Source organism: Methylomonas rosea (genome assembly GCF_024505055.1).
In the GTDB taxonomy this organism is placed as follows: Bacteria; Pseudomonadota; Gammaproteobacteria; order Methylococcales; family Methylomonadaceae; genus Methylomonas; species Methylomonas rosea.
In genome coordinates, this window is the sequence record NZ_JANIBL010000020.1 from 34,920 (window position 1) to 51,219 (window position 16,300).

General features: G+C 53.7%; 4 protein-coding genes and 2 riboswitches. All 4 genes read left to right on the top strand.

The annotated features are described in order from the left end of the window. Window positions 1-605 precede the first annotated feature (605 nt). A riboswitch (cyclic di-GMP riboswitch) is annotated at window positions 606-684 on the top strand. Window positions 685-724: 40 nt separating this feature from the next. Next, entirely contained in the window at window positions 725-1,516 is a 792-nt protein-coding gene (locus NP589_RS08360; protein ID WP_256606572.1) for a hypothetical protein, read from the top strand. Window positions 1,517-1,616: 100 nt separating this feature from the next. Beyond that, window positions 1,617-3,176: a hypothetical protein gene (locus NP589_RS08365; protein WP_256606573.1), complete on the top strand. Its 1,560-nt coding sequence runs from the start codon at window positions 1,617-1,619 to the stop codon at window positions 3,174-3,176. A gap of 100 nt (window positions 3,177-3,276) precedes the next feature. Continuing rightward, a complete protein-coding gene (locus NP589_RS08370; RefSeq protein WP_256606574.1) occupies window positions 3,277-4,875 on the top strand; it encodes a ShlB/FhaC/HecB family hemolysin secretion/activation protein in 1,599 nt (532 codons plus the stop codon). Window positions 4,876-5,579: 704 nt separating this feature from the next. Next, a riboswitch (cyclic di-GMP riboswitch) is annotated at window positions 5,580-5,658 on the top strand. 44 nt (window positions 5,659-5,702) lie between these two features. After that, entirely contained in the window at window positions 5,703-16,286 is a 10,584-nt protein-coding gene (locus tag NP589_RS08375) for a filamentous hemagglutinin family protein (RefSeq protein ID WP_256606575.1), read from the top strand. The last annotated feature ends 14 nt before the right edge of the window (window positions 16,287-16,300 follow it).

The window sequence follows — 16,300 nt, forward strand, 5'->3', positions numbered from 1 at the left end:
GCGGTCGCGAGGTGTCTGCGTTCGCTTGAATGCCGAATCGAGATTGCACGTATAGCTCGAAGCTTGCTATCCATGGCACTGGATGCCCGCATTCCGGGAGGCATGACTGACTTTTTGGGTTTGGTCGGACTAACTCAATAGTCAGGAGGGCCTTGATATCGAGCGCTCACGACAATTCATGAAAATAGCTTTATTTAGATTCCCTCATCCCAATCTTCTCCCGGAGGGAGAAGGAGCTTCTTCCTTCACTCAATGCCAGTGAAGCAAGGCCCGCAAACAAAATCTTAACTTTCACAACGCTCTCGCCCGATCATCCGCTGAATTTTCGTGTTAGCGGCCGGTTTTGTAATACAGATGTATTACATGTCACGTGAATTTAACAATGCTGTAACCGAAACGCCGCTATTGCTCTGGAATAATCCGCACCAAGTTGAGGTGCCGGGATAAGGCAGTTTAACAAGGATTCGGGAGCAACTAGGGAACACGGACGGCACGGACAGGGAGCGGCTACGGAAGAGGATAGGGAGGAGGCTTGGGGGGAAATGGTAGCGGGGGCAACAAAGCGGCGCTGTCAGGATGTTAGATAGCGTCGAGTACGATCTAAAGCGTGTAAAAGCCAAACTCGTTGCGAAGCGGGGACGGAAAGTCACGGGTCTTGCAGGTCAAGACGGCTGGGCTGTCACCTTATGTCATTAATCGAAATTTAAACATGAGGTTTTAAAAAATGAAATTGTCTAAAAAATTGTTGGCAGTTGCAGTATTGGCGGCGGCCGCTTCAGGCGCCGCGGAAGCGCGTATCCAAGCTATCGGCGATGCGACAGCAGACGGTAGTGAGTTTTTGTTCAACCTGGTTAACTACACAGCGCAAAACTCTTATACGCTGGATTTGGGTATCACTGTTGAACAATTTTTGGCTAACCCTAGCCAACCATTGTCATTCTCACTGAGCGACAACAACTTCCAATCGTTCGCTGCCGCTTACACTGCCGGCAACAACGTTGCTTGGGGTGTTTCAGGTGGTCATGGATTGTTAAATGACCCATCAGATACAGCGAAATATGGCTTCTACACTACGTCAGTAGTTCCTGCGCCTTCCAACATTGATACCAATGCTGGCGACATCAGTAATACCATGAGCAAATGGAACGTTATGGTGGGTTCTGTTCAAACTCAAGACGCCAATGCTAACAACTTGAGCACATTCAAAACTGTCGGCCAAAACGGTTACACCGCTGTTTACGGTAACGATTTCCAAACTGCCTTGCCTTTTACCGCGCAAGGTCAGCTGGGCACTGCTTTGGCATTTGTTCATGAAAAAGTCAATGATGATGATTTCGACACTGGTGAATTAGTAACTTTCCCAGGTACATGGAATTTTTCATTCAGCGGCAACGTGGGTTCTTTGACTTACACCGCTGCACCTGCGGCTGTGCCACTGCCTGCTGCGGTTTGGATGTTCGGCGCCGGTTTGATGGGCGTATTGCGCGCAACGCGTCGTAAATCGCTGGCGGTTTAATCCCGAAAGTGTCTTGGGCCGGCCGGATTCTGTTTCGCTGGTTCCCCCTTCATGAACGGGTCGGCTCAAACTTTAAATTTAATCAATTGAGAGATATACAATGAAAAAGCAATTATTGTCTGCTGCTATTGCAGTGGCTTCTCTGGCAGGTTTCTCGCAAGGCGCATCCGCGCATGCGCCTAGCGTCACGCCGGATATCGAAATCTTTATGTCCGGCGCTAGCGCGCAAGACAAAGCCCTGGCGGCATTGTTTGTTAACTTGTGCGACGCCGGTACTTTGGATGTATTTAAAGACAACGGAACAGCGGGTTCCGAAGGTAAAAACCACAGTGCTTATTTCTGCACACTGAACTCTACCAACGTACCCGGTCTGACCGTCAACGGCGCTGCGGCAACCACCGCCAAAGTACTGTTCCACAAACGTTCTGCCGGCGGTTCTGCGCAAGGCGTTAACCCATTGATCGACGGCGTAGCGATTGCTGCTATGCGTATCGACAATGGTAACTGCACTCAACAAGGCGTAACCAATACCTGGTTTTGCAACGCCAGCGGCGCTAACCTGACTAATGTAGTGTCCGATGCCGGTATTTCCGATGTCGAACCAAAATTGTTCGTCGGTCCTAACAAGCCTTCAAATGCTTCTGAAGTAGACCCAGTGGCTGCCGACGCGGCTCTGAACGTGGTGCCAGCAGCGGCCTTGGTATTTGGTGTGCCGGTTTCCGATAACTTGTATGTGGCTTTGCAAAGAGCGCAAAACCTGCTGGCCGGTTTTGGCGGCAGCTGCGCACCGGGCGCTTACACCGAAGCGTGTATGCCTAGCTTGAGCAAACAACAAGTGGCCGAATTGATCTCCGGTCAAATCAAAAGATGGTCAGAGTTTAAAGTAGGCGGCGTCGCCTTGACCGCATTGACAGCGGGTTTGAACTACACCGATTCCGACGGCACCGTCAGAGCGGTTACGCCTAACGATACTAAAGTGCATTTTTGCAAACGTATCGATGGTTCCGGAACCGGCGCGCAACAATACGTCAAATTCCTGAACAATCCATGCAGCTCTGCCGGTTTGTCACCTGATTGGGCGGGTTCTAATTTGGCGGGTCCTGTGAAGCATGAAGTCAGTGGTTCCGGCGATATGGAATTGTGCTTGGAAGACTTTGCCGATGGTGAAACCGCTTCTAAACAAATCACTACTACCAACCCTGACGTGTTCAACACTGCGGTTAACACTGCCAACAACAGAGCGTGGGCAATTGGTCACCAAAGTTTGGAAAACAATGCCACGCATGCCAAGCATTACCGCTTTATCAAAGTGGACGGCGTAGCGCCTACTCTGGAGCAAGCGTTCAGAGGCAAATACATGGACTGGGTTGAGCAAACGTTCCAATGGCGGAAAGCTATCAGCGCTGACAAATCCACTGTTATCGCCAAAATCGCTGCCGACGCTGCTTCACCAACCATTCTGGCTACCGAATTGAACATTAGTTTCGTTCACCCATTCGGTCAATCAGGTTACTTGGCTATCGGTAACGGCAACAACTTTACCGACACCTTGAACGTCAACGCGCCTGTTATGCCTTATTCGCATGCGGTTGCGGGTTCTTTGAGCAACTGCCAAGTGCCGGTTATCAAAAACTCTACCAACACCAGCAAACCGATGTAATCAGCGTGTAATAAACCTTTAGTGTAATAGCTGGAGGTTCGCGCAAGGATGCGCATTGAATACAAACAGCCTTCGCTTGCGGAGGCTGTCTTTTTTTGCGATGGGTGAAATGAAACAACATTTGTTTTTAGGCTCGGTCCGTTTTGGGTTGGCGGCTGTGTTATTGACGGCTAGTGCGCTGGTCAGCGCGGACGAAGCCGGCAATCAATTCGATTTACTGGAGCTGCGCCTGAAGGGTAGCTCTTTATTGGACCGGAAACTGGTGGAACGATGCGTCTACCGGTTTCTAGGCCCGAAAAAAACCATTGATACCGTGGAAGATGCGCGTAGCGCACTGGAAGAGTTATATCGCAGTAAAGGTTATCAAACCGTCTCCGTCGATATTCCCGAGCAAAACGTGGTGGGCGGTGTGGTGTATTTACAGGTGACGGAAGGCAAGGTATCGCGCTTGCGAGTCACCGATTCCCGTTATTTCTCGCTGGGTGCCATCAAAGCCAAGGTGCCTGAGCTGGCGGAGGGTAATGTGCCCAATCTGCCGAAAATGCAGGAACAGCTTACCGCATTGGCCGGCGAGAGCGAGGATAGGAGCGTGGTGCCGGTGCTGCGGGCCGGTGAAACGCCGGGTACGCTGGAAGTGGATCTCAAAGTTAAAGACGAATTGCCCTTGCACGGCAAAGTCGAAGTAAATTCCCGCAATACGCAAAACACCAGCCGCTTGCGGACCCTGGTATCGCTGCGTTACGACAATCTCTGGCAAAAATTTCATAGCGCGTCGTTCATGTATCAAACCTCGCCGGAAAATCCGGACGAGGTCGAAGTGTTGGTCGGTAGTTATGTAATGCCCATCATCGACGATGACAAGCGTCTTGCTCTATACGCAGTCAGTTCATCTTCCACGTCGCAAATTGCCAGCGCCGGCGCGTTATCGGTGATCGGTACCGGTGATATTTACGGCGCGCGTTTTGTATCGCCCCTTAAGACGCTAAACAATTACACCCATACCGCGACGCTGGGCGTCGATTACAAGGACTTTAAGGAAGATTTGAATTTATTAGGTTCGGATACCTTAAAAACCCCCATCAGTTATCTGCCATTCATGGCCCAGTACAGCGGCAATTTGCGCGATGCCGAGTCTTTGTTGTCTTTCAATGTGGGTGTCAATTTTGCGATACGTGGCTTGGGCAGCGATGAGCAGCAGTTTGCCGACAAACGCTTTTTAGCCAGATCCAATTTTATCTATCTGAGCGGCGGTATGGACTACCGGCATAACTTGCCTTGGGGTATGGAAGTGGCGGCGCGGATGTCAGGACAGATCACCGATTCGCCGCTGATCAGTAACGAGCAATTTTCGATGGGCGGTTTTCAAACCGTGCGCGGTTATTTGGAAACCAATGCGCTATCCGATGACGGCGTGACCGCCTCGCTGGAATGGTATAGCCCCCGGCTGGTGCCGGACGAATGGGACGAGTTCGACAAAATGCGGGCGCTGGTGTTTGTCGACGCCGGTAAAGGCTGGATTGTGGATGCCTTACCGGGAAATGCGAATGAAATGGCGCTAGCCAGTACCGGGGTGGGTTTACGTTTCGATATGTTTAAGCATGTGCAAGGCGAGTTTGATTTTGGCATTCCGCTGCTGGACCAAGGCACCGTCAGGCGCGGCGAGAACCGAGTGGACTTTAGGATTGCTACACAATTTTAGGGCGTGGCGGCTGAATCATTGCGGAAGATGGGAGCGAATTAATTTGTGTCTTTGGGTTATTCGCTCCCGTCTTTTTGTTATTTAAACGGACCTTTAAGAATTAGAGAAATCTCCTACTCAATCGGGACGCTGACGTAAAACTCAAAACAACCCCGTCTTCGTCTGGGACAACGCCGCTAAGTCAAGGATTTGTAGGTGCGAAGTTATTCGCAATATGGGCGGGCGCTAAAGGTCGAATAAATTCGACCCTACATGTGTCCAGCTTTTAATTTAACGGCATTGCCTTTTCGAGAGTGCGAGCTTTTACGACGGGCCGCTGAGGGAAAAGGCATTATCAGTAGCTTCTGTAAGAGGATACCTAAGAAACTCGGAATTTGTACGTGTGCTGGTATCTATGTTGTTGATTTTTATTTGAAACATATTTTGATGGCAATAACATTGTTTAAGACTGTAAGTTTCGATAAATAATATTACATATTTATTACAAATCTATTTACTGTAATAAATATGTAATATTTTATATTGCCTTATTGCTACTTTTGTACAGTTAATATTGGGCTGTTTTAAATTAGTATTTATTCAGCATTTCATGCTTATTAAGGTAGTTAAAAGTTATTTGTAGTTATTCACCGCGAAGCACAACAATCCCTCTCCAGCGGGAGAGGGCAGGGTGAGGGGTGAAAACAAGGCGTTTTACCGTTTTATTTAAATATTGCTAAACCCGTTGCGAAGCGGGGGCGGAAAGCCGCGGGTCTTGTCAGTCAAGACAGCCGGGTTGCCAACCGATTTTTTATGCGGTTGTTTCTTCGATTGGCACAGGCGATATTATGACTAACAGAGCACAGCACCAGCATGACGACGCGGTATTTTTCAGATTAAATCCCATTGCGGCTTGCGTAAAGTCGGCAGTCGCCGGCAGTATGTTGATCGCTTTCGTCTCGCCGGTTTGCGCCGAATTACCGGTGCCCAGCGCGGTCTGGGCCAGTATGGGCGGCGCCAACCGTTCCGTAGTCGGTAATAACATGACCATTAATCAGGAGACCGACCGGGTTATTCTGAATTGGGATAAATTCAACGTCAGTGCCGACAGTTCCGTCGAGTTCAAGCAGCCCAGCGCCAGCGCCATCGCCTTAAATAAAATCGTTGATCCCAGCAAAAATCCCAGCCAGATTTTGGGTTCGGTAACCGCAAACGGACAAATCTATTTAGTCAATAAAAACGGCTTTGTATTTGGCAGGGATTCGGTGGTCAACGCACGTGGTTTGGTGGCTTCGACGATGGATGTCAGTTTCGAAAAAACCTTTGACAAAGAAACCATCGGCACTGTGTCTAAGGATGGTCGCGCCGCTTTTCAAGGCTCCGGCGATTTTTATCAAAAAAATACCGATGGCAGTTTCAAACTGGATGCCGACGGTCAAAAAGTGCCGATTGAGATCAAAGTGGAAAGCGGGGCGCGGATCAAGTCCAGCGAGGGCGGCCGCATCCTGGTGATTGCGCCGAGCATCATGAACAAAGGCGATGTGGAATCGCCCGGCGGTCAGGTAATCATGGCAGCGGCGACCGACAAGGTGTACTTGCAAGAAGCCCCCACTGCCGATGACAGAACCAATAACGATGTGCGCGGCTTGCTGGTGGAAGTCGAGACCGGCGGCAAGGTGGAAAACTTGGGCAACATCGCTGCCAATCGCGGCAATGTCACCTTGATGGGCTTTGCCGTCAAACAAAGCGGCAAGGTATCCGCAACCACCTCCACCAATGTCAACGGCACTATCCGCCTGTTGGCACGGGAAGGTTTCACCACCAAAACCGAGGGCGGCGAGACGGTTATCGCTGCGAAGTCCACCACCCGCACCACGGATAAAGGCGATGGTTTGGGCCGTTCCGCGCAAGTGACTTTAGGCGAGGGTAGTACCACCGAGATTCTGCCCGAGGTGGAGTATATCGAGGAAACCCAAAATCTGGAGTCCGGCGAAGCCGTCAAGGTGTTGGTGGAGAAAACCGCCGTACCCGGTCAGGTGCAGCCGCAATCTCGGGTCGAGATTATGGCCGATAAAGTGCATTTGCAGTCCGGCGCGGAAATCAACGCACCCTATGGCAAGGTTAACATCACCGCGACTAAATCGCCGTTAAATCCGGTTGCCGACAACAGTGCAAAAAACGATAGCCGCATCCTGATCGATGCCGGCGCAAAAATCGATGTGTCCGGCACCGACAAAGTGGTTCGCACCATGGAGAGCAACGTCCTGGAAGTGGAATTGCGCAACTTCGAATTGAAAGACGCCCCGCTGCAAAAGACCGGCATATTGAAAGGTAAGACCGTCCTGGTGGACATCCGCGAAGGCACGCCTCTGACCGATATTGCGCCTACCGTGGCAGGGATTGGCCGCACGGTCGCCGAACGAATGGTGAAAGGCGGCGAGATTACGCTGAACTCCGAAGGCGATGTGATCCTTGAAAAAGGCGCGGTTTTGGACTTTTCCGGTGGCGAGATTACTTATCTGGATGGCTTCATTACCACCAGTAAACTGCTGGCCAATGGCCGCTTGGTGGATATTAGCGAAGCCGATCCTTTAGTGTCTTACGAGGCGATTTACGGCGAGGTGGTGAAAAAATACCAAAAATGGGGCATCACCAAAGTCTGGAAAATCGACGGTCCGTTTACGCTGGCGCGTTTCGAACCGGGTTATGTCGAGGGCCAGGATGCCGGCAGCTTAATGGTTAGAGCTAACAGTGCTGTTTTAGACGGCGAGCTGCTGGGTAAGACCACCAACGGCAGGCGGCAGCGGACGCTGGCCGAGCAAGCCAAGGGTAGCCGTCTGACGGTAGATACCGCGTTTACGCTGAACAATGCGCAGGCATTGATTTTCTCCGCCGGCGTGCAAAACAGCATCGATGTGGATATCGACGAGTTATTGCCGGTTGGAAATGACGGTTTGGCCATGGCTCTGGCCGTGGATGCCAACAAGCTCATCGACGGCGGCGTGCGCAATGCAGTGTTTAAAACCAATGGCAAAATCAGCGTCGCCGATAATGCGACCTTGCGCTTGGCCGCCGGCGGCAATCTGACTTTACAAGGCGGCGCGGTTGACGTGCGCGGCAATATCGTCGGTGCCGGGGCGACGGTAAAACTGGAAACCGCCGAGACCAATGCGCCGGGATTGCAAGGCGAGATTAACCTAGCTTCCGGTGCGACAATCGATTTGCGCGGGGAATGGATTAACGATTTCGCCCAGCCGGAGAATCTTGACGGCAAGACGGTGGCGATAGACGGCGGTACCTTTATCGCCAAGGCCAAGGGTAACGGCGGTGGGGTGAATTTGCGGGCCGGCAGCTTGATCGACATCAGTGCCGGTGCCTGGTTGCACGAAGACCGCAGGCTGGAAGCCGGTAAGGCGCAAAGGACCACCGGCAAGGGCGACACCTTGCAAGAGGGCGGCATTGTGTTGGTCGCGGAACCTGCCATAGACAACGCTGGCGCCAACGTGTTGATGGAAGGCGTTATGCACGCCTATGCCATGCAACAAGGCGGCGGTTTTACGGTGAAAGCCAACGCGGTGGCTATCCGTCGGGAAGAAACGCCGAGCAGAAACGATGGCGGCGTACAGCCTTTACAAATCGCCACTACGTTTTTCGGCGAAGGCGGCTTTGCCGAGTTCGATATCGGCGCAAACCTGAACGGATTGACGGTGGAAGACGGTGTCAACATTGAGCTGCGCCAACAGAACAGAGTATTGAACAATACCTATCTGGAACAGGCCAACGCCGACGGTATCGAAACGTTTTCGGACTTGACGACCTTGTTGCCGGAACTGCGCGCACCCAGCAAATTGACCTTGCGAGCCGATCACGCTGCCGGGATTAATTCCAATAGCAATTTGCTTGTGGCTGCTACCGCGACGATTAACGCCGATGATTTAAGCAGCGTCACGCTGGAATCCGACTCGTCGCTGGTGCTGGATGGCCGCATCGTTGCGCCCGGCGGTACCGTGGCGCTGAATATCATTCCCGATCAAAGTGACGTCGATCCGCAATACCGCCAGGATCAAGGTATCTGGCTGGGGAGCACTGCCGGTATCGATGTATCGGGCGGCAGCCAAATCACCGTGGACGGCTTGGGCCGGCGTATCGGTAAGGTCTTCGACGGCGGCAAAGTGATCGTCAATGCTCAGCGCGGCTTTTTTGCCTCCCAGGTTGGTTCCTTGATCAATGTTTCCGGTAGCCAAGCCACCCTGGATTTACCGGTTAATAATCCTGCCGTGATCGGCGCGGCTTATGCTGCCACCTTGGTAGGTTCGCATGCCGGCAGCATTAATGTTACTGCTGCCGAAGGCGCGTTTCTGGACGGCGATATGCAAGCCAGGGGCGGTGCAGCGCCCGGCACTTCCGGCGGCAAACTGTCGGTGTTTCTGAACGTAGACAATCGCCGAGATTCGGATATAGAAAATTCTGTCTTTCCGCGCGCGCCGCGCATTTTAAAAATCTCCCAGGAACGCAATGTACCGTTTTCCGCGGCTTTTTCTAAACCCGGCGATTCCTTGCCCAAGAAGGACTCCCCTGGCGACCAACTGACCGGCATCGGCTATCTGGCCGCCGAGCAGATTAGCGAGGCCGGCTTTAGCTCTCTGGATTTGGCCGTATCCGGCGAGAAAGGCGAGATTCGTTTTACCGGCGATGTCGATCTGCAACTGAATAACGCTATTGCGCTGGACGCGGTCAATTTCGGTTGGGAGCGGAACACCGCCGACGATACCGGCCTTGTGCAAATCAGCGCTACTACCGCGACCTTGGGGTCGGATAGCTATCGAGCACCGATATTAAAAGCCACGAACGGCGATGGCCGGCTGGCGGTCAATGCCGATTTGATTGATTTGGTCGGTGGCTCGGTAACGACCGGTTTTAATAGTGTCGATCTTGCCGCCGACGGCGATATTCGCCTGAAAGGCATTCGGATCGACAGTCGGGAACTGGATTTTGTCGGCGAATTTAAAACCTTTTCCAAACTTAATCTAACTGCCTCGCAGGTCTATCCCACCTCCTTGACCGAGTTTACCTTGGCTGTTGCCGGCGATCCGGACGGCACGGTGACTTTCAATAAAAGCGCTAAAGCCGCCGCACCGGTGCTGTCCGCCTTGGGCAGTTTGACCGTGCAAGGGCCGAATATCGTCCAAAACGGTGTGCTGACCGCGCCGTTGGGCGAGATCGTGTTGGAGGCGACAAAAACGGTGACTTTCGGCGCCGACAGCATTACGTCGGTTTCTGCTAAGGGACAAATCATCCCGCTGGGCGTAACCCAGGGCGGCTTGGAGTGGCTGTTGCCATTGGCCGGCACCGGCAACAACCTGAACGTGGTCAACCCTGATTTGAAACCGGCCGACACCGATAAAAAACGGGTGTTTGAAAGCCCCGAGAAAAAAATAACCGTCAAAGCCGCGCAAATCCGCCGGGAAGACGGTGCTTTAGTGGATTTATCCGGTGGCGGCGATTTATTGGGTTTTGAGTTCATTCCAGGCGACGGCGGTTCGCTGGATGTGCTGGATTCGGATCAACGGTTTGCGGTGGTACCGGGTGTGTCTGATTATTCGCCGTTCGACCCCAAATCGTTTCCCGAATCCGGTTTGAAAACCGGCGACAGTATTTACATCGGTGCCGGTAGCGGACTTGCCGCCGGCTACTATGCCTTACTGCCGGCTCGTTACGCCTTATTGCCGAATGCATTTTTGGTGTCGCCGGTCGCCGGCAGCGCCAATGCGATTCCCGGTACCAGTAGAACACGGGTCGATGGTGCGTCTGTCGTCAGTGGTTACCGCACTATCGCGGGAACAGACATCCGCGACCAATATTGGTCCGAGTATGTCGTAGAAGCGGGCAGCATTGCCAAAACCCGTAGCGAATACAACATCAGCTCGGCCAATCAATTTTTCGCGGATAGAGCGGTAAATAAAGAACTGGCGATTCCGCGGCTGCCGCAAGATGCCGGACAACTGGTGCTAAACGCCAAAACCCGTCTGGAACTACCCACCGTGGTGGCCGATGTGGTCGAGGGCGGACGTGGCGGTTTGGTAGACATCGTGGCGGATAAATTGGCCTTAGGCTCAACCGCTGCGACCGACGATGTCGAATTGTCGGTTAGCGATTTGGATAAGTTTAGAGTGGATAGCTTGTTGCTGGGTGCGGTAAGAAGCTTTGATGCAGCGACCGGCCACACCAAGCTGGATGTCATCGCCAAGTCGGTGACGGTAGCCCAAAACACGACCTTGAAAGCGCCGGAGGCCTTGCTGGCCGCCAGCGAAAATGTCACCCTTGAACAGGGTGCAAAAATTGAAGCCAGCGGCGCGGTCGCGGATACGGAAGGCGATACGGTGCTTGAGCTGAGCGGCGACGGCGCCTTGCTGCGCACGTCCGCGGGTAAGCAGGCAACGATCAACCGTACCGGCGCTAAAGGCTTGAAAGGCGATCTAAACATAAGTGCCGGCGCGGTAATTTCGGCCGGCGCGGGCTCGGTGGCGCTGGATTCGACACGGCGGACCAAAATGGCCGGTGAACTGAATCTGGCCGGCGGTTCCTTATATCTGGGCGCGGAAACGATCAACCTCGGCGAGACCTCCGGCGTAGCGAACGGCCTGTCGCTGGATAATAATCAGCTCTCGCACTTGGCCGTAAACGAGTTGGTGTTGAGCAGCCGGGGTATGATCAATTTGTACGGGGAGTTATTGCAAACCGATGCGCTTGGTCAACCTTTTCAATTCGGCGATTTACGCATTGATGCCTTGGGTCTGGCCGGTAAAGCCAATGCCGGGAAAACCCTGTCTTTGACTGCGAAAACCCTGAGTATTGCCAATAGCAAGTCTACGGGCAGCGTTTTGCCGGGCGACGGCAGTGGGGTATTGAATATCAATGTGCAACAGCTGTTGCTGGACCAAGGTAAATTCCAGCTGTCGGGTTTTGCCGCAGTCAATGTTAACGCCGGCGAGCGCATGTTGGGCAAGGGCGACAGCACTTTAACTTCATTGGCCGACCTCAGCGTGAATACGCCGTTTGTCAGTGCCGAGAACGGCGCCAAAACCATTATTAATGCCAGCGGCCATGGCTTGTCTCTAAGCGGCGGCAGCCAGACGCTAAGCGCCGGCACTCAAGGCATAGCCGCGCAATTAGTGTTGGAAGCCGATAACATTGCCTTGAACACGGCCTTGTTGTATCAAACCGGTAACGTGTCCTTGAATGCCTTGCAGGGTAATGTAGTGTTAGGCGGCAATGCGCTGATCGATGTCTCCGGTGCGGTGGCGTATGCCGGCCTAAGCAAGCCGGTGAATCTGTCCGGCGGCAAAATCAGTTTGAGTTCTCAGCATGGCAATGTCAGTGCCGAAGCCGGCAGCAAGCTGCTGTTAAACGCCGCTAACGCCGAGATGCTTGCCGGCTTACTGTCCGCGCAAGCCGGCGCCGGTCAGGTGCAATTCAACGGTTTTATCGATGCCCATGGCGTTGGTAAGGCAAACGGTGGCCGAGTCGCCATCGATACCGGCAGTTTGAACGCCGGTGGCTTTGGTGCTTTGAATACTGTGTTTACCGCCGCCGGTTTTAGCGGAGCAGTCGAACTGAGAACGCGTAGCGGCGATATCGTTGTAGAGGCTGGGCAAACCGTGGATGCCAACGCGATTAATCTGAGCGCCGACACCGGCAGTATCAGCATTGCCGGCACCCTGGATGCCTCGGGTGAGAATGGCGGTTCGGTGACGCTGGCGGCGGAAGATTTGCTGACGCTGAACAGCTCGGCGCTGATTCTGGCGAATGCGCAAGCGGCGAATGGCAACGGCGGCAAGGTCAGTTTGTCGTCTATCGATGGGGCCATGGCCGATGGCGCGGGGATTGAGATCCAGCCCGGCGCGCGCATCAACGTCGCAGCGGCTGGAGCCGGCGCGGCAGGCGAGGTGTATTTACGTGCTGATCGCCAGGATACCGACGGCGACGGTCTGGCGGACGTTAACGTCAAAGCCATTGCCGCCGGCACTATCGTTGGCGATACCGACGTCACCGTTGAAGGGGCGCGTATTTATAACCACAACCGTATCGCCGCTGCCGAGCAGCAGGCGATGCACAATGATAATCTGGCCTATATGGCCGACTTGGCGGCGGCTAATGTTGCTGGCAGCCGTTTTGGCGCCGGATTTACCATCATCCCCGGCGTCGAAGTTCGCAGCAGCGGTAATTTGACCGTCGCAGAGACCTGGGACTTGGGAAAACTCGACAGCGGAGAAGCCTGGCGTTATGGTGCGAATAACGATGTGGTGGGGGTGTTAACGCTTAGAGCTAAAGGTAATTTGTTGATCAATGCCAATTTGAGCGACGGCTTTTCCGCCGGCGTTTTGAATTCCGCAAGTTTTGGAGCGATCAACGTCAGCGATTATCTACAAACCGGTGCTTCTTGGAGTTACCAACTGATCGGTGGCGCTGATTTGAATTCCGCGAATGCGATGGCGGTGCTGGCCTCTGCCAGTCTGTTGACGAGTGCCGGTAGCGGTGACGTCAGTTTAGCCAACGATGTCAGCGTGCGGACCGGTACCGGCGATATTGAGATTCGCGCGGCGCGCGATCTGGTCTACGGTAATCAAAACTCGGCAATCTATACGGCGGGTCGCGCGGATGCCGATGACGCCAAGCGCTGGGGTAGCGGCGGGCCGGATTTGGCCGCGCTGTTTTACGCCGAATATCCCTTGGATGGCGGCGACATCAGCATTCAGGTCGGACGCGATATCGATGCCAAACCTAGCTCGCAATTGCTCAGCGATGCTTTGGTGCGCACCGGTGACTGGTCCAATAGCAATCAGCACAGTACGGAATTCAACTCGGAACGTCCGACTGCCTGGGGCGTGGCCTTGGGCATCAGCGACTCAAGCGGCTTTTCCCGTCAGCATCAGCAAAGCGTAACAGCCTTTGGCGGCGGTAATGTCAGCATCAGTGCGGGTGGAAATGTCGAAGACCTGTCGGTGATGATCCCCACCACAGGTAAACAGGTAGGCGAAAGGGATACGCCGGTGGCGGATGCCACTGTTATCACGTTCAAGACCAATGTGGTCGAAGTGAACGGTGGCGGTAATCTGCAATTACAGGCAGGTGGCGATATCGCCGGCGGCGTGTTTTATGTGGACGGCGGTGCGGCGGATATTTATGCGCACGGATCGCTGAAAGCCGGAACCAACAAAGGGCTGAATCCGATACTGGCTTTGGGCGATGCGCAGTTTAATGTAGTCGCCGGCAAGTCCATGGCCCTGGAAGCGATTGTCGATCCGATGTTCGTGACCTTGCCGGATTCGGTAGATTTGATCAATGGCTCATCGAATCGGTTTTTCCGCTACAGTACCGACAGCAATGTCACATTGACCACGCTCTCCGGCGACCTTGGCCTGGAAAACGACATCGCCAGTTTGAAGAAGGCCACCAATACCAATATTTCCGAAGGCTTTTTGGTTTATCCCGCCGGCCTAAAGGCCTACGCACTGAACGGCAATATTGCCGTGGACAAGAGCTTCACGCTATATCCGTCCGCGCAAGGTGGTTTGGAGTTATTCGCCGCTAAGAATTTAACCGGCAAGGGTAATCCGCGGATTATTCTGAGCGATGCGGAACCGGCGGCATTACCGAGCGCTGCATTGCCCTTCGTCGGGACCTCTTTAACCGACTTGGACAATGTGCTGAAGGTTCTGGATATTCAGCAACCGCAATCGCCCACCGCAATTCACGCCAGTACGCCGCTGCACGCCAATGACCCAAATCCGGTGTTGATTAGCACCGGCACCGGCAATATCGGCCGTATCGACGACGACGTGGTGTTTGTATTGGCCAAGCCCGCCGAGGTTAGCGCCGGTAAGGATATTGTCCGCGCCACATTCAATATTCAACATAACAACGCAGACGCTGTCAGTATCTTTAATGCCGGCCGGGATATTCGGTACACGATCAATATTCACCCCGACACCGGCAATATTATCGAAGCCGACCAAGGCATAGACGTGGCCGGTCCCGGACAATTAACCGCACTGGCGGGCCGGGATGTGAATTTGGGATCGTCTATCGGTATCACTTCTTCGGGCGATCAATCTAATGCCGCCCTGGCCGATGACGGCGCCAATATAACCGTGATTGCCGGATTGGCGGGCGGTGCGCTGAACAGTAATGGTTTTGCCGAAGGGTTTATGCTCAACTCGGGTAAATACGTCCTGGAAAATCAGCGTTATCTGAATTTGTTCGTGCAGGAAATGCGCGGCATCACCGGCGACTCGTCGTTAAACGTCGATTCGGCCAAACTGGCATTTAGCGGCCTATCCACGGTGGATAAGGCCCGCTTGGACAGCAAACTGTTAAGTGTTGTGCAAACCGTGTTTTTGCAGGAAGTGAAAGCCAATGCAACCACGCTGGCCAAAGCTACAACCAAACAGGCTCAGGATTTGGCCGAGCTAAAATTGCTGGCCACCATCGAGTCGCTGTTCCCCGGAACCACCTTATTGGCAGGTAATAGCGATTACCGTGTAGATGCTGCGAACGGCATAGTGGTCAACGCCGATACCAGCGCCAGCAATATCTTGAATAGTCTGAATGCCGTGCTACAGCAAAAAATCGAGGCGGAGTTGGCGCGGCAGGGTAAAACCTTTGCCAGTGCTAGCGACCGGGAGAAAGATGACGCCCGCGAATTGGTCAGGCCCAAGTTGGGTAATATTTCGCTGTTCTTGAGTTCGATACAAACCAAGGATGGCGGCGATGCCAATCTGTTTACCCCCAATGGCGGTATCACCGTAGGTTTGGCGACCGCCGATATCGGCTTGGCAAAGGAAGACGATGAGTTGGGCGTGATCGTGAAAAAACAGGGCGAGGCCAATCTGCTGGCCCGCAATGACATCGACGTGAATATTCAGCGCGTGGTGACCTTGGGTAACGGCAATATTACCGGCGGTTCCACCGAGGGCGATGTCGATGCCGGCCGCAGCGCGCAAACCGCGTTAGCGGCTCCGCCGCTTAAAGTCAGTTACGATGCGGCGGGTATGCCGGTGCTGGAAGTGTCGCCGGTGTTACAGGGCGGCGGTATTAGAACGGTAGGAGCAGGGGACGTGTTGCTGTTCGCGCCGCGCGGCATCATCGACGCCGGTGAGGCGGGCATTAAAGGCAATAACATCACGCTGGCGGCAACCGCCATCGTCGGCGCCGATAATATCGATATCGGTGGTTCTGCCGTGGGTGTGCCTGTCGCAGCCACCGGCAGTGTCGCGGCCGGTTTGACCGGCGTCAGCAATGTGGCGGCCGCGGTCGGCAAATCGCTGGATAGTACCGGCAGCGTCGGCAAGGAAGCAGCGGAAAAAATGGCTAAGGCCGCGACCAACACCTTGGGTATCTTGAGCGTGGATATTTTGGGTTTTGGTGAATAGTCCTAATTCTGCAT

Coding starts and splice junctions, on each gene's coding strand:
- NP589_RS08360 (WP_256606572.1), top strand. CDS start 725: ATGAAATTGTCTAAAAAATTGTTGGCAGTTGCAGTATTGGCGGCGGCC.
- NP589_RS08365 (WP_256606573.1), top strand. CDS start 1,617: ATGAAAAAGCAATTATTGTCTGCTGCTATTGCAGTGGCTTCTCTGGCA.
- NP589_RS08370 (WP_256606574.1), top strand. CDS start 3,277: ATGGGTGAAATGAAACAACATTTGTTTTTAGGCTCGGTCCGTTTTGGG.
- NP589_RS08375 (WP_256606575.1), top strand. CDS start 5,703: ATGACTAACAGAGCACAGCACCAGCATGACGACGCGGTATTTTTCAGA.